The following is an 18,849-nucleotide window of genomic DNA, read 5'->3' on the forward strand; positions in this document are numbered from 1 at the left end:
TGCTTGAGTCCTGCAGATGGGCGGCCGCTGTTGTTTAACGCACCCCGAATGGGCTTCGGTTCGGGAGTTTTTCTTGCGTTGGCTCAAGTCGTTTCCGAAGCCCGTGGTCAGCCATAGAGTTGGCGTGTCATCGTTTTATAAAGCTTCGATGACAATCACATGACAACGTAAGATATTGAAATATAATAAGATTATTGACCGGCGGGGATTTCGCCTGTGCGCAGAGGCAGGTGCATTGTGAAGGTCGCTCCCTGACCCAGAACGCTCTCCACCGCGACGCGGCCGCCGTGCCGGTTGAGGATGTGCTTGACCAGCGCAAGACCCAGACCGGTGCCGCCCTGCGAGCGGCTGTCGGCGACATCGACGCGGTAGAAGCGCTCGGTGAGCCGCGGCAGATGTTCGGGCGCGATACCCGGGCCGAAGTCGCGCACCGCGATGCGCGCCTCCGGGATGCCGGCCCGGGTGTGCCCCCGCGACAGGGTGATGTCGACGCGCTTGCCGGCCGCGCCGTATTTGAGCGCGTTCTCGACCAGATTTTCCAGGGCACGGATCAGTTCGTCGCGGTCGCCGAGCACGGCCAGCGACTCGGGCGGCATCACCAGACGGATTTCGACTTGCCGGTCGCGCGCCAGCGTCTGCAACCCGTCGGCCACCTGCCGCACCAACGACGCCAGTTCAACCGGTGTACTCGGTGCCATATGTGCGTTGAGTTCGATGCGCGACAGCGACAACAGATCGTCGATCAGCCGCGCCATGCGCGAGGCCTGCTGCTGCATGATGGCGAGGAATTTTTCGCGCGCGACGGCATCGTTCTTGGCAGGCCCCTGCAGCGTCTCAATGAATCCGAGCACCGCGGCCAGCGGCGTGCGCAATTCGTGGCTCGCATTGGCCACGAAATCGGCGCGCATTTCCTCGACGCGGCGCAGCGGCGTCAGATCGTTGAATGTCATGAGCAATAGATCGATCTGCCCGCCGTCGTTCTCGGGCAGCGATACCGGCGTGACGAAAGCCTCGAACCAGCGGTCATAAGGCACGCGCTCGAAGAACTCGACGCGCTGGGCTTCGCGCCGTTTGGTGGCGCGGCGTACCGCGTCGACCAGTTCCGGCATGCGTAACGCGATCAGCGCCGGCTCGCCCGCGCGCAAAGCCGGCGCGATGCCTTTGGCGGCGTGATTGAAGGCGACGACGCGGCCATCGCGGTCGAGGACGATCGCGGCTGCCGGCAGGCCGCCGATCAGCGCATCGATAAGACGGACCCGGCGAGACAACCCACCGCGCCGCGGCAGTGAGGCCGGACGCGCCAGCGCACCCTCTTCAGCGACGCGGCCGGTCAATGCGCGCCAGGCGCCGCGCCAGCGGCCTTGCCTGCTCCTGTCGCTGGAATCGTTATCGCTCGTCATGGCGCCATGCCGTGATCAACGCGCGCATCCTAGTGCCTTTCCGGCGCTGATGGAATCCAAGCCAGTACCCTAGGCGTTCGACTTGGGGCCGTCGCCTTCGAGTTCAGTCACGATCGGCTTGGTCACGGTCGCCACGGGATGCAGCTCGATTTTCGACCGCGTACCCTTGAGGCTCAACCACACTTCACGCACACCGACGATCGTAACTGCGAGCGCGAACGGCACAAGATAATAGAGCAGCCGGAACAGGAGCAACCCGGCGAGCAACTGCTCCTTGTCGTATTGCCACAACGCCACCAGCATCGCCGCGTCGAACACGCCGAGACCACCGGGCGCGTGGCTGGCGAAGCCGAGCAAAGTCGCGGTGACGAAGATGACCGCAAGCGTAATGAAATCGATGTGTGGCTCCGCCGGCACCAGCATGTACATCGCCAGCGCGCAGAACATCAGGTCGAAAATGCCGATGACGATCTGCAGCAGAGTCGTCGGCCCATTTGGCAGGTTCACGGTCCAGCCACCGCGGCCGATCTCGCGCGGCGCGGTGAACACCCAGGCCAGGTATCCGGCGAGAATAGCGAGCAGGCCGATTCCGATAGCACGGTTGACGCCGGGACCGAGCTGATCGATGGCGCCGGCAGCCTCCGGGTGAATGGTGATGCCAATACCCAGCACGGTGACATTGCCCAGCCAGAAGGTCAGGCCGGCAACGAAGCAGATCTTGGCGACGTCAATGGCATCGAGGCCGTACATCGAATAGATGCGGTAACGTACCGCGCCGCCGGTAAACACCGTAGCGCCGATATTGTGGCCGATCGAATAGCTGGTGAAACCAGCGAGCGCCGCGATGCGATAGGGGATGTGCGTCTTGCCGATGGTGCGCAGCGCGAACAGGTCGTAGAAAGTCAGCGTGAAATAGCCGCCGGCCACGAACAGCGCGGCGATCCCGATATCGCCTAGACTGGTGGCATGGACCGCCCGCCACACTTCATTGATGTCGATCTTGTGCAGCATCCGGTACAGGACGGATACGGCGGTCCCGATGATGACCAGGCTGAGCACAAAGCCGACGCGCTGCCACCCGATATAGCGATGAAAAAGACGCGCCACTGCGCGCAAGAATTCCAGCATCGGCCCTCCGCGGCGTCGTCCCCTACCGGCACATGGCGTGTTTTTTGAGGCCCCAGAGTCTCAAAATGAGGCGACCGGTCAGACCGCCCCATTGCCGCCACGCGCCTTTTCCGCCAGCGCGGGCTCCCCCGTAGCAGAACTGGAAGGCCGGCGCGAGGGGCGGCGCATCGGCGGCGGGGCCCATTTCCACGTCGGATCGACGCACCGCCGGTTCGCGCCTTAGGTAGGACGGCAATGCGGCGACGGGCCTTGTCGCCGCGGCCGACAACCGCCACCTCTTGCTTTCGATTCCGACCCGACCGGAGTGCCCGTGAGCCAGAACTTGAGCCAAGGCGAGACCCAGGACCCGCGCATGATGCCGCTGCGCGTCACCCGCAACGAACCCATCGCCGACGGTATCCATTTGTTCGAATTCCGCGAACCTGGCGGCCTGGCTTTGCCCGAATTTTCCGCCGGCGCTCATATCGCCGTGCGCGTGCCGGGTGGCGCGATCCGGAAATATTCGCTGTGCAACGACCCGACCGAGCGCGACCGCTATCAGGTCGCGGTCAAGCGCGATACGAAGGGCAGCGGCGCCTCCGGCGACCTGATCGACAAGGTCAAGGCCGGCGACACCATCATGATCGGCGAGCCGGTCAACGATTTTGCGCTGCCGCCACGCGCCCAGGACTTCCTGTTCATCGCCGGCGGCATCGGTATCACCCCGATCATGGCGATGATCCGGCAGGTGCGCCGCGACGGCAAGCGCTTCCGCCTGGTCTATATTGCGCACTCGCCGGGAACGGCAGCCTTCCGCGAAGAGCTCTCAGCGCCGGAGCTCAGGGATGCCGTCACCATTCATTACGATCATGGCGACCCTGCCCACCTGTTCGATCTCAAGCCGTTTCTCAAGGAACGGCTGAATCGCGAACATCTATATTGCTGCGGCCCGCGCTCGCTGATGGAAGCGGTGCGCGAGATGACCGATCACTGGTCGCCGGCGGCCGTTCACTTCGAGGCCTTCACACCGGCAGCAAGGCCGACCGGCGGCGATCGCGCCTTCCGCGTCAAACTGGCGAAGACTGGCACGACGCTCGACGTGCCGGCGGACAAATCCATTCTCGAGGTCTTGCGCGCGAACGGCCTCGACGTGCCGAGTTCCTGCGAGACCGGAACCTGCGGCACCTGTCGCGCCAAGGTTCTGGCCGGCGAGGTCGATCACCGCGACCTCGTTCTGTCGCACGCCGAAAAAGCAGACACGATGATGATCTGTGTCTCGCGCGCCAAAGGCGACGAAATCACGCTCGATCGCTAAACGCCGTTACTGCTGGATCGTGCGCAAATACGCGACGACGGCATCGGCGTCGTCGGCGCTGAAGCGGAATTCCGGCATGTCCGGATGCGACGAGGCCAGCCCCTGGCGCAGGCGGCGCGCGAACTGATCGAGATCGAAACTCTCGCCGAGGACTCGGAACGGCGGCGCCGCCGGCCGCGCACTCCGGTCCAGCCGGTCGATGGCGTGACAGGCCGCGCAATTGTCCTTGAGCAGGGCACGTCCGCGCACGGCCGGTTCCTGGGCATGCGCGGAAGCGGCCAGCGCCGCAATGGCGATCCCGGCAGCCAAGACAGCGCTAGTGTGTCGTCCTCGACTCATGGTGGCGACACCTCTAGCAGAAAGACGGGCCGCCGCCTTGACCTTTGTCAGGCGGCGGCCGGACCTCTCTCAGCACATCTTGTCGGCGAGCTTGCGGAACGCCGCAAGCTGGTTGGGAAGCAGTTCGCGCTTGTCGTCGCGACCGACGAAAATCTTGAACATGATACCGCCGTCGCGATTGAACAAAAGGATCGACGCCGACAGCCGGCCGAAGAACGGCCGCTCCATGAAGCAGATGCCGGCACAGCGTTCCGCACGCAGATGGCCGTGCAGCCCCTTCGCGCCGGAAAGATTGTAGTAGTTGCGGGCTTCCGAGCCCGGCGGAATTGGGCCGCCGAACTCGAAAATGCCGTCATCGGTGTGAATGATGAAGGTGACGTCACCCCAGGTGGCGACCTCACCCATCACTTCGACGAAAGCCGCGGTGTTGCCGAAGTTGTCTTTGACGAAACGGATCATCGAGGCTGGCATCGCCTCGACAACGTCGCGACAGCTAACGCCGTTTTCCTCGGCAAAGGTTTCAATGACGACGCCCGGTTCGGCCTCGAGCTTCGAGCGCAAATCGGACGCCGCCGTCATTGTGTCGGACATGATGTGTTGTCTCGCGCGGGGCAAGGCGCCGCCGTCAGGCGACGGCGGCCTTGTTGGTCTGCGTGAGCTTCACTTCAAAGCCCTCGAACTGCGGGTGCCCAAGATAGAGCGGCGCATTGCTCGAATTGTTGCCCGCGCGCGCATGGGCGGCACGAAACTCTTCCGACTTGGTCCAGGCTTCGAAATTGGCTTTCGACTGCCACACCGTGTGCGACGAATAGAGCGTGTGGTCTTCCGCTTCCGGGCCCTTGAGCAGATGGAATTCGACGAAGCCCGGCATGCGGTCGAGATAGGACTCGCGGCTCGACCAGACATTTTCGAAAGCTTCCTCGGAACCCTTCTTCACTTTGAAGCGGTTCATCGCGATGAATTGAGACATGGCATTACCCTTTTGGCTGGCGCTTGCTGGCGCGGGTTGGAATGGAAGGATCTTCAATCCGGCTTGTGATCAAATCAGACCCCGCCGAAGTGAACTTTGATAGCGGCTTTGTAAGTGATGCCGGGTCCCGGACTGGTCCACAGCATGTCGTTCTGTGACGTGCCGTCGGTCGAGGAGCCCGGAATGGCGTAAGGCCGGTAGTATTCGTTGAAGACGTTGTCGATGCCGAGGTTGATCAGGACATCCTTCGTTGCCTGATAGGTCGCGTAGAGATTGACGAGATTGTAGGACGTCGAAGGGATGTAGCCTGCCGGCAGATCGTTATTGGCGGCGACCGCAGACCACTGCGCCGACAATGTCAGCTTACGATCGATGAGACGCAGACCCGCCGTCGTTGTGACGCGTGCCGGCTGGATGCTGGCGAGGCCGGCGCCGGTTTGGGTGTTCTGGCCCTTCTGCAAGGTGCCGTTGACCCCGACGAACCAGCCGCCAGCATCGTAGTTGGCTTCCAGCTCCAGGCCACGAATGCGTGCGCTCGGGATGTTCTGGTACTGGTAGAATTGCGAGAACGTACCGAACGGCGGCACCGCGACCGGGGTCGAGGCCACCAGATCGATATAATCGTCAACGTCGTTCTGGAAGGCGTTGATCTTGGCGCGGAATGCATCGCCCTTGGCAAACAGACCGTCGAACTTGAAGTTGATGCCGACTTCCTTGTTTTTACCAACCTCAGGACGCAGATTTGGGTTCGGCAGGAAGCAGAACAGACCGGTGGTTCCGTCCGGACAGGTAAAGAAGGCAGGACCGCCACCGGTCGCATGCGCGCCGGCGATTAGTGTTTCGGTAACCGACGGCGCACGATAGCCTTCGGCATAGCTAACGTAAGGCTGGATTCCGCGCACCGGCGTTACGCCGACAGTGACCTTCGGCGACAGGCGACTGCCGTCGGTCGTCGTGCTCGCCGACTCCAGCTTGTAATGATCGTAGCGCGCGGCGCTGACGACTTCGAGCCAGCTCGCATAGTTCGCCTTCCACTGCAGGAAGCCGCCCGCCACCGTGCGCTTGCCGCCTGGCGTGGTGATGTTGGAATTGCCACGCGAATCCGACGACGAGACATCGTCCTGGAAACCGTCGACGCCGTAGGTGAAGGCGTTCTCCCAATTGCCGATCGCAACCCGCGATGTGTTGTTGAAATCGAACCCGATGGTGTTGATGGCATAGCTGCGCGGATCGCCAACGCAGCCAGAGATGTTGTTGCCGGTGCCGCCGTTGCAGTAAGCGCCACCCGATGTGCTGTAGTGATAGATTTTGTGCTGGTCGGTTTCGGTCCGCGAGGCATAGAGACCGAGATCGAAGTCGAACAGACGATCTTCCGGCCGGCTGTATTTCCAGCGCAAGGTGCCCTGATAGTTCTGGGTGTTGCTGTCGTAGGCTGACGAGCCCTGATAGAGCGCGCGTTGCTGAGCGGTCGCGACCGGACCGCGGTTGAGCTGGCCGTTCTTGTAGAGATCCTCCTGGAACAAGCCGCTCAGCTTGACGACATGGCCAGTGGCCGGGCGCGCCGTCAGCTTCAGCACGCCGCTCGACGCGTTCAACCCCGTATTGCCGATCTCGGTACCGCTGCCATCCTTGTAGTTCTGCTGCGAGCGATAGACGGCGCCACCGAACACATCGAAGTTCGGATTGACGCGCACGCCGGCGAAGGCCGAAGTGTCGCCGCGCAACTTATTGGAGCCGATGCTGCCGCCGACATCCATGCCCCACTTCTCGCCGGGACGAACGACATCGTCGATATCCTTGGTTTTGAACGACACGACACCGCCGATCGCGCCCGAGCCGTAGATGTTCGCGGTCGGGCCGCGCACCACGTCGACGCTGCCGATCAGGTTCGGATCGAGGAAGAATGAGCCCTGTGCGCCATGTCCTGAGCGCTGATAGTTCTGCCGCGCGCCATCGACGATGGTGGCGACGCGACCGAAGTCCTGCAGACCGCGAACGTTGATGGTGGTGGCCGGATCATCGCCGCGATCCTGCGTCCACAAGCCGGGCACATAATAAAAGAGATCGGAGATCCGCTTCGGCTGAGTTGTTTCGATCTTGTCTTGCCCAATGACGCTGACCGGCGCGAGCGCGTCAGTCGTCTTCTCCGGCGTCTTCGTTGCCAGAACGGTGATCGGATCGAGCACCAGCGTTTGCTGGGCCGTTTGCTGAGCGGAAGCGGGCCGCTCGCCCATGGTCAATGCCAGCGATGAAACCGAAACCAGAAGCGCAAGCGCGCTTCCACGAAGCACAGTCATTCTCAACCCCCAACCCGTTACCGGTGTTTCTTGGATTTTTCGGCGGGCTGGCGAGCGGACCGTGTGCCGGATCCGCGGGGCTGGCTGGCTTTCTGCCGCTTGATCGGCAGCAAGTATTTGCCTTTGTAACCATCGTGTATTACTGAGGTCAAGGCATGAATACCGTAGTTATAATTACTCTAAACTAGCGAACATCCATGTATTCGTAGTTTAAAATGCCTCAAATATACAAGTAATTACATGGAACAACGTAATGAATACGACAAGAGTGCCGGCAATGAATGATGAAAAGCCCCTCGGAGGGGCAAGCAATGGAGCGCCTGGTGCAAGTCAAACCGGCAGTCCGCGCGGCGTTTCACTTCGCGATAACCGCGTCGATAGCCGCGAGCTGTTTAACGGCACCCGCGAAATCACCATCGCGCACGGCGATGAAACTTACCGGCTACGTCTGACGGCACAGAACAAACTGATCCTGACCAAGTGACGCCTGTGAGAAACCGATGAACTGTATCTTTCCAACAACACGCCGCGTGCTGATAGCGCTGGGCGTGCTCGGCGTGCTCGCCGCGCCCGCGGTGGCCGAGACCATGGTGACCGATGCCACCGGCCGCAGCGTGACCATTCGCGACACCAGCCGCATCGTTTCGATCGGCGGCGCCGTGACGGAGATTCTCTACGCGCTCGGTCAGAGCGACAAGATCGTCGGCATCGACACCACGAGCCTCTTCCCGCCGCAGGCGATGAAGGAGAAAGCCAGCGTTGGCTATATGCGCCAGCTGTCGGCCGAAGGCGTGCTTGGGCTGCGCCCCTCTTTGATGATCGCCATCGCCGGCGCGGGGCCGAAGGAGGCGATCAATGTGCTGGAGGCGGCCAAGGTGCCGCTGGTAGTCGTGCCGGAGACCTTTTCCATTGAAGGCGTCGCGCAGAAAGTGGCGGTCATCGGCAAGGTCGTCGGCGAAGAAGCCCGCGCGCAATGCATCGTCCGCCGCCTGAATGCCGACAAGGATGCCCTGACGAAGATCCGCGCCGGCATTCGCGCACCCAAGCGCGTGCTGTTCGTGCTGTCTTTCATCAACGGCCGCGCCATGGCCGCCGGCAAAGGCACCGCGGCCGACGGCATTATCGACCTGGCCGGCGGCGTCAACGTGATGAGTGATTACGAAGGCTATAAAAGCATCAATGACGAGGCAGTGATCGCAGCAAAGCCCGACGTAATCCTGACCATGAAGCGCGGCGGTGCCGACGATCTGACTGCCGAGACGATTTTCGCCGGCCCCGCTTTTCAGACAACACCCGCGGCTGCGACGAAGGCGTTCGTCTCCTTCGACGCAGCCTACATGCTCGGTTTTGGCCCGCGCGTCGGACGCGCGGCGCGCGACGTCGCCGATGCCCTTTATCCCGAACTCAAATCCGCTCAGCTGCCGTCGGAACAGCCCAGCGGCCCGTGCATCGAATGACCGCGCTTGCCGTCACCGGACCGTCCGCGTCGTTGACGCGGCTGCTGCGCCAGCTGTTGCGGGGGCCGCTGCTGTTCCCGCTGTTGCTTCTGCTATTGGCGACAGTGGCAGTTGCGGCAATGGCGGTCGGCGCTGCCGGCATTCCTCTCGACCGGATTCCCGCCGCGCTCGGGCTGACGTCGCATGGCGACATGACGCTGATCGAGCGCGACCGGCTGGTGCTGCTATCGGTGCGGCTGCCCCGCATCGCCATTGCCATTGTCATTGGTGCACTGCTCGCCTCGAGCGGCGCCATCATGCAGGGCCTGTTTCGCAATCCATTGGCCGATCCGGCGCTGGTCGGCGTCTCGAGCGGCGGCGCGCTGGCCGCGGCGGCGGCCATCGTGGCCAGCGATCGGCTGGCGGCAAACTTCAAGCTGCCCTTCGCTCTGCTGCCGCTCGCCGCATTTTGCGGCTCGCTCCTGACGGCGCTGATCCTCAAGCGGATCGCGACTCGAGAACGCACCACGTCGATCGCCATTTTCCTTCTCGCCGGGCTCGCGATCGGCGCCCTGGCCGGCGCCGGGATCGGACTTCTGGTGTTCGTTGCCGACGACCGGCAATTGCGCGACATCACCTTCTGGATGCTCGGCTCGCTCGGCGGCGCCACCTGGGAAAAGGTCGGATTGCTGACACCGTTCCTGCTGGCGCTGCTCGCCGCGATCCCCTTCATCAGCCGGGGCCTCGATCTGCTCGTGCTCGGCGAGGCCGAAGCCTTTCACGTCGGCATTCCGGTTGAACGATTGAAGCGCATCGCGATCGTGCTGGTTGCGGCGTCATCCGGCGCGGCGGTGGCGTTTGCCGGCGTCGTCGGCTTTGTCGGCATCGTCGTGCCGCATCTGCTCCGCCTTGTCATCGGGCCGGCGCACCGCAACCTGCTGCCGGCCTCTGCCGTGCTCGGTGCGATCCTGTTACTTGCCGCCGACACCGCGGCCCGCACCCTCGCCGCCCCGGCCGAAGTGCCGATCGGCGTGCTGACGGCTCTGGTCGGCGCGCCGTTCTTCCTCGCGCTCCTGTTGCGCCAGCGCGGATTGGCGGGTCTATGAACGTCGTCGACGTGCAGGCGCTGTCCGTTCGCGTCGGCGCCAAGCGCCTGCTCGATGACGTGTCGTTCTCGGTTCGTCAGGGCGAGACCGTCGCTGTCATTGGACCGAATGGCGCCGGCAAATCGACGCTGCTGCGTACCGTCTCGGGCGAGATCGCACCGAGCACGGGCACCATCCTGCTCAAGGGCCGCGCTCCGCAAGCCTGGCAGCCGCGCGACCTCGCGCTACAGCGTGCCGTGCTGTCGCAAAACATCACGGTCACCTTTCCATTCACAGTGATCGAAGTTGTGCGCATGGGGGCAGGCGACCGCCGCGGCAAGGCCATCGACGCCATGGCCGAAGCAGCGCTAGCCGCTGTCGATCTCGCCGGCTTTCACGACCGCATCATCGGCACCTTGTCGGGCGGCGAACAGCAGCGTGTGCATTTCGCCCGCGTCATGGTGCAGCTTGCCTGCGGAGAGGAAGCGCACGGCCCCGGCCTCCTGCTGCTCGACGAGCCGACTGCGAGCCTGGATCTGCGGCATCAGCTCGATCTGGTGGCGGTGGCCCGGCAATGCGCCGCGCGCGGCACCACGACCATTGCCATCGTCCACGATCTCAACCTCGCCGCGCTGATGGCCGAGCGCGTGATCGTCCTCAGCCAAGGCCGCCTCGCCGCCGACGGCACGCCCTCAGACACCATCAACGACGAGACGCTTAGCCGCGTGTTCGGCGTGTCCTCGGTGGTCGGCCGCGCCCCCGCGGCAGGAGTCCCGTTCGTTCTGCCGCACCAGGCTGAACGCTTGCGCGCCTGATCCTCAGCGCGACACGCTCAACGCACCTTGGTGGCGCGCTCCTTCCGGGCCTGCTTCACCGCGCCCGGAACGTTCCGCCGCATCAGATCCAGCAGATATTCCGCGGCCGGCGTCAGCGGCAGGCCGGCGCGGCGGATGGTGACAATCGATGGCGCGCGCAGGGTTTCGCGCACCGGGATACGCGCGAGTTGATCGCCGATCCAGGGAGACTGGATCCACTGGATTGGCACCATCGCCAGCAGATCGGAAGCGGCGAGCGACGCCATCAAGGTCAGCGCCGACTGGCTGCGCAGCGCCAGCTTGGGCGCCGGCAGATCGAAGCGGGTGAACAACTCGCTGAATTCCTCCTCCGCCTTGAAGGTGACCGACGTGGTCGCCCATTCGGCTTCGATGAGCTGCGACAGTGAACGCGCGTCGCCGAGCGGATGCCCCTTGCGCCCCAGCACGATGCGGACATTCTCGAACAGCAGTTCCTGCACGAGATCGGACGGCGGCGGCTGTACCGGCTCAGGACCGACGTAGAAGTCCATGCTGCCGTCCTTCAGCGCATTCTCCAGCGTCGGATACCAGCCTTCGATGAGATGAAGCTGCACATTGGGATAGCGCGTGCGGAACAACGACAGGGCCTTCGGCAACAGCGCAATCAGCGCGACCATCGACAGACCGGCGACCACCTCGCCCCGCGTGCCGCCATGCAGCTGCTCGAACTCCTCGCGGGCGCGGCGCACCTCGCTCAGCACGGCATTGGCACGGCGCACGAAGGCCGCGCCCATCGGCGTCAGCACCATGCCGCGAGCCCGGCGCTCGAACAAAGGCGCGCCGAGTTCGCGCTCGAGATCGCGGACGCTGCGGGTGAGCGCCGGCTGGGCAAGTTCAAGATGACGGGCCGCCGCGCGCAGGCTGCCGCGCTCGGCCACCGCCACGATGTCGCGCAACTGATTGAGCTTCACGCGCCCTCTCGCCTTCGGCCAACGATACCGTTTTGGTATCGGGCGGACGTATCTCACATCTATCCGTGATCCCTGTCCAGCGGTATCGCTTGAACCAAGAGAACAACGAAAACAGCGGGACGGAACGTGAGGGCACCGGAAAAGCGGCCTGTTTGGCGTGCTTTAGCCGGACTCTTCCGATCAGCCCCGCCACGGGCGAGGGAAATCGGGACGCCATGAGCGGCTCATACGATACCGAGGTGCTGATCGTCGGCGCCGGACCCGCGGGCCTGTCGCTCGCCACCGAACTCACCATGCGCGGCGTCACCACTATCGTGGTCGAGCAGAACGACCGCGTCGGCGTGCAGCCCCGAGCCAAGACCACCAATGTCCGCACCATGGAGCACATGCGGCGCTGGGGCCTGTCCGCCAAGGTGCGCAGCCTGTCGCCGATCCCGGCGGAAGTGCCGCGCCGCGTGCGCTTCGCCACCTCACTGTTCGGCGGCGACCTCTGGCTGTTCGAGAACTCGTTCTGCGCCGCACGGCAGCGCGACGATCGCTTCTCCGAAAATGCCGAGTGGATTCCGCAGTACACGATCGAGAAGGTGCTGCTCGATCACGTCATCAGTCAGCCGAACGCGACGGTGAAGCTCAGGCACCGCTTCATCGACTTTACCCAGGACGATGACGGCGTCACCACGCACGTTGCCGACCTCGCCAGCGGCGAGACGCGTACGATACGGGCGCGCTATCTGGTCGGCGCGGACGGCGGACGCTCGCCGGTGCGTGCGCAGCTCGGCATCGCCATGCAAGGCCAGTCCGGCATCGCATCTTTCGTGACCCTCATCCTGAAGGTGCCCGGCCTTGCCGCCGACCCCCGACTTCAACCCGCCCTGATGCACTGGCTGGTCGATCCGGCCGCGCCCTGCATCATGGGACCGATGGACCGCGACGACACCTGGTTCTTCAACCCCAGCCCCAAGCCGAGCGGCCCTGGCGACGACGCGCAGATTCACGACGAGATCCGCCACGTCTTGGGCGGCCGTTACGACTACACCGTGCTCGCCAAGGATCTGTGGACCGCGCACAAGCTGCTCGCCGATCGCTACAGCGACGGCCGCGTCTTCCTCGCCGGCGATGCCTGCCATTTGCATTCCCCATTCGGCGGCCATGGCATGAATTTCGGTATCGGCGACAGCGTCGATCTCGGCTGGAAGCTCGCCGCCACGCTGCAAGGCTGGGGTGGACCGGGGCTGCTCGATTCCTATGAGACCGAACGCCGCCCGGTGCATCAGCGCGTGCTCGATTCCGCCACCGAAAATCTGGCGACGCTCAGTGGAAATTTCTCGGCGCCCGAACTGCTCGAGGACTCCGAACGCGGCGAAGAGGCCCGGCGCATAGCCGGCAATGCGGTCGAGAAAGCCAAGACGCCGGAATTCCGCTCGCTCGGCCTCGTGCTCGGCTACAGCTACGCCGGCTCGCCGATCGTGGCGCGCGAAGACAAGGCGCCGCCGCAACCCAATGTCGTCGAACTGCGGCCTAGCGGCTATCCCGGCGAGCGCGCGCCGCATGCCTGGCTCAATGACGGCCGTTCGGTCTATGACACGTTCGGTCTTGGCTTCACGCTGCTGGTGACGGGCGACGCCGCAGCGAGCGATATCGCCGCAGCAAAAGCCGAAGCCGCGCGCCAGAACGTGCCGCTTGACGTCACGACGCCCGACGAGCCACGCCTCAATGCGCTCTACGGCGCACGTTTTGTTTTGATACGGCCCGACCAGCACATCGCCTGGCGGGGCGACAGGTTTGACGATTTTGCCGCGGTTCTCAACATGGCGCGCGGCAGCTACAAGGACGACAAAGAACAGGCGTCTCCACAGACGGGACGCCGGCAAAACGGATAAAGGGAGGACACTATGATTTCACGCCGTACACTTCTCGGCACGGCTGCGGCCGGTGCTGCTGTTGTCGCCATGCCGGGCGTGCTGCGCGCTGCGCCGGTCAAGCTGAAGCTGTCGCACTATCTGCCGCCGAAGCATCAGATCAACACCGAGCTCAACCGCTGGGCCGATGAATTGCGCAAGACCAGCAATGGCGAGCTGGACATCGAGGTGTTCCCCGCCGCGCAAATGGGTCCGCCGCCGCGGCAGTTCGATCTGGCGCGCACAGGCGTGTCGGATTTGTCCTTCTTCTTCACCGCGCTGGTGCCGGGACGCTTCCCGCTGTCCGAAGTTCTCGGTGCGCCGTTCCTGTTCACCAATGCCGCCGGCAAGCCGCTCAGCGCCGCACAGGCATCCTTCATCGGTACTAATCTGCGCGAGGATCTCGCCGCCGAATTTGCCGGCACCGAATTGCTCTACTCCGTGCTCTCGCCCACGGTCGGCTTCTTCATGCGCGACAAACTGGTGAAGACGCCCGACGACGTGAAGGGCCTGAAGATCCGCCCGACCTCGGTAACCATGGGCTCGCATCTGAAGGCCTGGGGTGCCGCGCCGACCACCATCGCGCCCGCCGAAGTCTCCGACGCCATCGCCAAAGGCGTGATCGACGGCGCCATTTTCAACTGCGAAGGCGGCGCCGCATTCCAGCTCCAGCAGTCCGCGCGCAAGGTATCGATGTTCGGCGACTCGGCGGCGCCCTTTGCGCTGGTGATGAACTCCGGCGTGCATAAGGGCCTGCCGAAGGACATGCAGAAACTGATCGCCGACACCACGGGTCCCGAAGGCGGCCGCCGCGTCGGTCAACTCTATGACGACGCCGAGGCTGCCGGCCGCAAGGTGTTCGAGCAGGCCGGCGTCGAGATCATCGACATCCAGGGCGCGGCCATCGAGCCGTTCAAGAAGCTGGCCGACGTGCCGACCGAGGAGCAGATCGCGGCGCTCGAAGCCAAAGGCCTGAAAGCACGCGCCTTGCTGTCCAAGGTCCGCGGCATGGTCGCGCAGGCATGAGCCTCGAGCGCGCGCTCGCGCACACCGCAAGAGCCTGCACCGCGCTCGGGGCGCTGGCGCTCGCGGTGATGATGCTTTCGACCAGCTATGACGTGGTGGCGCGGACGCTGTTCCGCGCCCCGCTGCATGGCGCCGTCGACATCGTCGAAATGATGGTTTTGTGCAGCGCCTTCCTCGGCCTGCCCGAAATCTGCCTGCGCGACGAGCAGATCCGTGTCGATATCGTCGACAGCTTCGTGCCGCCTTCGGTCCTGGCGGCGCTCAAGGTGCTCGCGCTGCTGGCGACGATCGTGTTCCTGGGAATTCTCGCTGCGAATGTCACACATCCGATGATGGACTCCTGGCGCTTCGGTGACATCAAGGCCGACACCGGTTTCCCGACCTATCCGCTCTACGCATTGACGCTGTTCACCCTCGTTGCCGCGTTGGCGGCGACGGCGGTCGTCCTCATCCGCACCTTCCGCGCCAAGCCGGCGGCCCAGCCATGACGGCAACGACCATCGGCGTCATTGGGCTCGCCAGCCTCGTCGTCCTTATCCTTTTGCGTATTCCGGTCGCGGTCGCGCTCGGTCTCGTCGGCTTCTTCGGCTATGCGGCGCTCGACGGCTTCGGCCGGGCCAATTTGATGATCAGCGGCGTGCCGGTCGAGTTCGCCTCGACCTATACGTTGTCGGTGGTGCCGCTGTTCACACTGATGGGCGCCGTGGCGGCGAGCGCCGGCCTGTCATCCGACCTGTTCCAGGCGGGCCGGGTATTGTTTCGCGGCGCGCGCGGTTCTCTGGCCATTGCCTCGATCTTCGCTTCGGCGATGTTCGGCGCGGTGTGCGGCTCCTCGGTCGCGACCGCGCTGACCATGAGCAAGGTGTCGATTCCGGAAATGCTGCGCGCCAAGTATCCTCCGGCGCTGGCGGCCGGTGCGGTCGCCGCAGGCGGCACGCTCGGCATTCTCATTCCACCGTCTCTGATCCTGATGATCTACGCCATCATCGCCCAGCAGTCGGTCGCCAAACTTTTCATGGCGGCGCTGATCCCCGGCATCATCCTGACCGTGCTCTACAGCATCACGGCGCTGATCTACTACCGCTGGCTCACCGGCAATGCGCCGGAACCGGAATATGCCCAGCGCCAGAGCGACACGCTGGTGCGCTCTTTCGCCCGCATCTGGCACGTCATTCTGCTGTTCGGGATAACGCTCGGCGGCATCTATGCCGGCTGGTTCACGCCCACCGAAGCGGCCGCCATCGGCGCGCTCGGCGCCATCCTGCTTGGCCTTGTGCTGGGCCGCCACAAGATGTCCGACACCGTCGCCTGCTTCTTCGAGACCATCAGCCTGGTGTCGAGCCTGGTGTTCATCGTCATCGCCTCGGCGGTGTTTTCCTATTTCGTGGTGCAGACCGGCGTGTCGAACCAGCTCATCGGCGTGGTCAAGGGCATCGGGCTGGGAGCCATCGGCATCATCACCGCAGTCTGCGTCTTGTACATCGTGCTTGGCGCCTTCCTTGAAGGCATCGGCATGCTGCTGATTACGGTGCCAATCACGCTGCCGCTGGTTCTGTCCTATGGCTACGACCCGGTCTGGTTCGGCGTCCTGCTGGTGATTCTGATCGAGCTCGGGCTCATTCATCCGCCGATGGGCATGAACCTTTTCGCCATCAATGCGGTCACCAAGGACATCGGCATCCTCGACATCTACAAGGGCTCTGTGCCGTTTCTGATCGCGCCACTCTTGCTGATCGTACTGATGATCATGTTCCCGCAGATCGTGCTCTGGCTGCCGGCGCAGTTGCACTGACTATCATTCCGGGACGCGCGTGAAACGCGCGGGCCCGGAATCCAGCCGAGCATTCCGAGGCCGACTCTGGATTTCGGGTTCGCGGGCGAGGCCCGCGCCCCGGAATGACGGAAAGCTCACACGTCTTCCGGGTTATCGACGTAGACGAGGCCTGCTTTCGCCAGTGGCTCGCGCATGTTGTACATGTCGAGGCCGAGCACGCCGGAGGCCAACTTCTGGCGCTTGGCATCTTCGTCGTCGAAGCGCTTCTGCGCCTTGGCCGCAACGTCGGCGCAATATTTCTTCGGAATAACGACAACGCCGTCGTCATCGGCAACCACGGCATCGCCGGGCTCGACATTGACGCCGGCGCACACCACCGGAATGTTGACCGAGCCGAGCGTCGCCTTGACGGTGCCCTTCGATGAAATCGCGCGCGACCACACCGGAAAACCCATCTCCTTGAGCGTCGCCACGTCGCGGCAGCCGGCGTCGATGACGAGGCCCTTGACGCCGCGGGCCTTCATCGATGTCGCCAGGAGATCGCCGAACATGCCGTCGGTATTATCAGCGGTCACGGCAAGCACGACGACGTCGCCCGGCTGGCACTGCTCGACGGCGACATGGATCATCCAGTTGTCGCCGGGCTGCGCCAGGATCGTCACCGCCGGACCGGCAATGCAGGCGCCGGGATAGATCGGCCGCATATAGGGCTTCATCAGGCCGTAGCGGCCAAAGGCTTCGTGCACGGTCGTGGCGCCGAGCTTCTCGAAGGTCGCGATGGCTTTGGGATCGGCGCGCTTGATGTTGCGGACGACGACGTTTCTCATTTCGATAGCTCCGCTTGCCTGTCCCGGGCGCGACGCAGCACGGAGTGATGCGGCGCAGAACCGGGACCTTCACAAATTCTGAATGCGTAACGGTCCCGGTTCTGCGGAGCGGCATTTCATGCCGCGCCGCGCCCGGGACAAGAACTAACCCAGCTCGAACGTCACGCGCGGGAACAGGGTCTGATACGCCTCGCCATAGGTCATCGGGATGCCGGTGTTGCGCGAGCCCTGAATGCCGCGGTTGAGCGCGACGCGCTCATAGTAGCCCCAGAGATGCTTCTGCGCCGCGAGGATCTGGAACGCCTTGTATTTCTGTTCCCAGACGTCGTCGATCTTGAGAATGAGATCCGGCTTGTAATTGCACTGCTCGGGCTGATGCGGCTCGAACATGTAGAACGGCGGCGCCGAATACTTGTACTGCGCGCCCGGCTTGTGCCCCATGGCCTGCGCCACGACGCGGGTTTCCTGCGCGAAATGGCAGGCGTTCGGATGATCGAAATTGTACGGGTCTTCGAGCGCGTGGCTGAGCACGAAGCTCGGATTGAGCTCGCGGTAGATATCGACCATGCGGTCGAAATGTGCCTCGTTGAGCTTGAGGGGATAATCGCCGCAGTCGAAGAATTCGATCTCGGCGCCCAGCAGCTCGGCGGCGCGCTGCGCCTCGTCTTTGCGGCCGGCCTTCACGCTTTCCAGCGTCGCGCCCTTTTCCTTCCAGGCGAACTGGCTTTCGCCTCGCTCACCGAAGGACAGGCAGACGATCTTGACCTTGTAGCCTTTTTTGGCGTGCAGCGCGATGGCGCCACCGGCGCGCCAGACGAAATCACCCGGATGGGCGGTAACGATAAGACCTGTCTTCTGATCCGGCATGGACGCTGTACTCCGTTGCGAAATGGCTCAGAAACCGCCGTGTCTGGCGGCGTCGATGGCCTGCCGCAGCAGGCCGATGAAACTCGTTAGATGCTGGCGCATCGCGCGCTCGGCGGCATCGCCGTCGCCGGCGCAGACGGCGGCGACAATGGCACGATGTTCGGCCAGCGACGCCTGCGGCCGCCCGGGCAGCAGGATAACGCGATATTGCAGCCGGACGAGATGCGATTTCAGCGTATCGAGAATGCGGTCGGCGGTAGCATTGCCGGCCATCGACTGAAGCTGCCGGTGCAAGGCGGCGTTGAACTGCGAATAACGCATCGTGTCGCCCTGCGCGATCGCCTGCTTCATGTCCTTTTCGATGGCCTTGAGGCGGGCGCGGCCTTGCGCATCGCCGCGCAGCGCCGCCCGCCCCGCCACCATGACTTCGATGGCGAGCCGCGTCTCGGCAATCTCGATGGCTTCGTCGTCGGACACGGCACGCACGCGGGCGCCGCGGTTCGGCTCGCGGACGACGAGCCCTTCCTGATCGAGCATGGCCAGCGCCATGCGGATATTGGCGCGATTGACGCCGAACTGTTCGGCCAGATCGACCTCGATCAGCCGCTCGTTCGGCGTCAGCCGGCCGCGCGTGATCGCATCGCGCAGGCGCGCGGTGACGTCGATTTCGGCGACTTTGGCAGCGCGGGCGGCGGACATCGGCGAGCAATCCAGTTGACAGGATTGTTAACAATTCAGCGAGG

Annotated in this window: 19 protein-coding genes; 9 read left to right on the forward strand and 10 right to left on the reverse strand. The window is 63.9% G+C overall.

Going from position 1 to position 18,849, the window contains the following annotated elements; genetic code table 11:
* Window positions 1-191 precede the first annotated feature (191 nt).
* Together DXH78_RS02570 and DXH78_RS02575 are read right to left on the reverse strand one after the other, a co-directional pair.
* Entirely contained in the window at window positions 192-1,400 is a 1,209-nt protein-coding gene (locus DXH78_RS02570) for an ATP-binding protein (RefSeq protein ID WP_115515590.1), read from the reverse strand.
* Window positions 1,401-1,469: 69 nt separating this feature from the next.
* Window positions 1,470-2,528: a putative bifunctional lysylphosphatidylglycerol flippase/synthetase gene (locus DXH78_RS02575; protein WP_115515591.1), complete on the reverse strand. Its 1,059-nt coding sequence runs from the start codon at window positions 2,526-2,528 to the stop codon at window positions 1,470-1,472.
* A gap of 310 nt (window positions 2,529-2,838) precedes the next feature.
* Here DXH78_RS02575 and DXH78_RS02580 point away from each other — a divergent pair, with 310 nt between their 5' ends.
* Entirely contained in the window at window positions 2,839-3,822 is a 984-nt protein-coding gene (locus tag DXH78_RS02580; protein ID WP_210209498.1) for a PDR/VanB family oxidoreductase, read from the forward strand.
* 6 nt (window positions 3,823-3,828) lie between these two features.
* Here DXH78_RS02580 and DXH78_RS02585 read toward each other — a convergent pair whose 3' ends face one another.
* From DXH78_RS02585 to DXH78_RS02600, 4 genes are all read right to left on the reverse strand, one after another.
* Window positions 3,829-4,131, reverse strand: coding sequence for a c-type cytochrome (locus DXH78_RS02585; protein ID WP_168192685.1), 303 nt, complete (start codon window positions 4,129-4,131; stop codon window positions 3,829-3,831).
* A gap of 99 nt (window positions 4,132-4,230) precedes the next feature.
* A complete protein-coding gene (hutX, locus tag DXH78_RS02590; RefSeq protein WP_245416709.1) occupies window positions 4,231-4,752 on the reverse strand; it encodes a heme utilization cystosolic carrier protein HutX in 522 nt (173 codons plus the stop codon).
* Between the two features lie 34 nt (window positions 4,753-4,786).
* The gene (hmuQ, locus tag DXH78_RS02595; protein ID WP_115515593.1) at window positions 4,787-5,131 is read right to left on the reverse strand and encodes a heme-degrading protein HmuQ; all 345 of its coding nucleotides are present in this window, start codon (window positions 5,129-5,131) and stop codon (window positions 4,787-4,789) included.
* A gap of 74 nt (window positions 5,132-5,205) precedes the next feature.
* Window positions 5,206-7,428, reverse strand: coding sequence for a TonB-dependent hemoglobin/transferrin/lactoferrin family receptor (locus DXH78_RS02600; protein WP_115515594.1), 2,223 nt, complete (start codon window positions 7,426-7,428; stop codon window positions 5,206-5,208).
* Window positions 7,429-7,705: 277 nt separating this feature from the next.
* Between DXH78_RS02600 and DXH78_RS02605 the strand changes: the two genes are divergently transcribed.
* Genes DXH78_RS02605 through DXH78_RS02620 form a run of 4 tightly spaced genes read left to right on the forward strand, consistent with a single transcriptional unit; the run spans window position 7,706 to window position 10,764 of the window.
* The gene (locus tag DXH78_RS02605; protein ID WP_115515595.1) at window positions 7,706-7,912 is read left to right on the forward strand and encodes a hemin uptake protein HemP; all 207 of its coding nucleotides are present in this window, start codon (window positions 7,706-7,708) and stop codon (window positions 7,910-7,912) included.
* Between the two features lie 16 nt (window positions 7,913-7,928).
* The gene (locus DXH78_RS02610; protein WP_115515596.1) at window positions 7,929-8,885 is read left to right on the forward strand and encodes a heme/hemin ABC transporter substrate-binding protein; all 957 of its coding nucleotides are present in this window, start codon (window positions 7,929-7,931) and stop codon (window positions 8,883-8,885) included.
* Window positions 8,882-9,970 (forward strand): FecCD family ABC transporter permease, encoded by a 1,089-nt coding sequence (locus DXH78_RS02615; protein WP_115515597.1) that lies wholly within the window; start codon window positions 8,882-8,884, stop codon window positions 9,968-9,970. Before DXH78_RS02610 ends, DXH78_RS02615 begins: the two co-directional genes overlap by 4 nt.
* On the forward strand, window positions 9,967-10,764 hold the full coding sequence (locus DXH78_RS02620; protein ID WP_115515598.1) for a heme ABC transporter ATP-binding protein: 798 nt from the start codon (window positions 9,967-9,969) through the stop codon (window positions 10,762-10,764). The genes DXH78_RS02615 and DXH78_RS02620 overlap by 4 nt, the downstream gene beginning before the upstream one ends.
* A gap of 17 nt (window positions 10,765-10,781) precedes the next feature.
* On the opposite strand, the gene DXH78_RS02625 is transcribed toward DXH78_RS02620, so the two are convergent.
* On the reverse strand, window positions 10,782-11,714 hold the full coding sequence (locus tag DXH78_RS02625) for a LysR substrate-binding domain-containing protein (RefSeq protein WP_115515599.1): 933 nt from the start codon (window positions 11,712-11,714) through the stop codon (window positions 10,782-10,784).
* A gap of 215 nt (window positions 11,715-11,929) precedes the next feature.
* Between DXH78_RS02625 and DXH78_RS02630 the strand changes: the two genes are divergently transcribed.
* The 4 genes from DXH78_RS02630 to DXH78_RS02645 are packed head-to-tail and all read left to right on the forward strand — an operon-like array spanning window position 11,930 to window position 16,430.
* Complete coding sequence (locus DXH78_RS02630; RefSeq protein WP_115515600.1) at window positions 11,930-13,594, forward strand: FAD-dependent monooxygenase; 1,665 nt, start codon at window positions 11,930-11,932, stop codon at window positions 13,592-13,594.
* A gap of 12 nt (window positions 13,595-13,606) precedes the next feature.
* A complete protein-coding gene (locus DXH78_RS02635) occupies window positions 13,607-14,638 on the forward strand; it encodes a TRAP transporter substrate-binding protein (protein ID WP_115515601.1) in 1,032 nt (343 codons plus the stop codon).
* On the forward strand, window positions 14,635-15,126 hold the full coding sequence (locus DXH78_RS02640; protein WP_115515602.1) for a TRAP transporter small permease: 492 nt from the start codon (window positions 14,635-14,637) through the stop codon (window positions 15,124-15,126). The genes DXH78_RS02635 and DXH78_RS02640 overlap by 4 nt, the downstream gene beginning before the upstream one ends.
* Window positions 15,123-16,430, forward strand: a complete 1,308-nt coding sequence (locus tag DXH78_RS02645; RefSeq protein ID WP_115515603.1) for a TRAP transporter large permease — start codon at window positions 15,123-15,125, stop codon at window positions 16,428-16,430. Before DXH78_RS02640 ends, DXH78_RS02645 begins: the two co-directional genes overlap by 4 nt.
* Before the next feature lie 116 nt (window positions 16,431-16,546).
* On the opposite strand, the gene DXH78_RS02650 is transcribed toward DXH78_RS02645, so the two are convergent.
* From DXH78_RS02650 to DXH78_RS02660, 3 genes are all read right to left on the reverse strand, one after another.
* Window positions 16,547-17,239, reverse strand: a complete 693-nt coding sequence (locus tag DXH78_RS02650) for a 4-carboxy-4-hydroxy-2-oxoadipate aldolase/oxaloacetate decarboxylase (RefSeq protein WP_115515604.1) — start codon at window positions 17,237-17,239, stop codon at window positions 16,547-16,549.
* Between the two features lie 144 nt (window positions 17,240-17,383).
* Window positions 17,384-18,106: a PIG-L deacetylase family protein gene (locus DXH78_RS02655; protein ID WP_115515605.1), complete on the reverse strand. Its 723-nt coding sequence runs from the start codon at window positions 18,104-18,106 to the stop codon at window positions 17,384-17,386.
* A gap of 27 nt (window positions 18,107-18,133) precedes the next feature.
* The gene (locus DXH78_RS02660) at window positions 18,134-18,805 is read right to left on the reverse strand and encodes a GntR family transcriptional regulator (protein WP_115515606.1); all 672 of its coding nucleotides are present in this window, start codon (window positions 18,803-18,805) and stop codon (window positions 18,134-18,136) included.
* Window positions 18,806-18,849 lie beyond the last annotated feature (44 nt).

The sequence above is a fragment of the Undibacter mobilis genome (assembly GCF_003367195.1).
GTDB lineage: Bacteria > Pseudomonadota > Alphaproteobacteria > Rhizobiales > Xanthobacteraceae > Pseudolabrys > Pseudolabrys mobilis.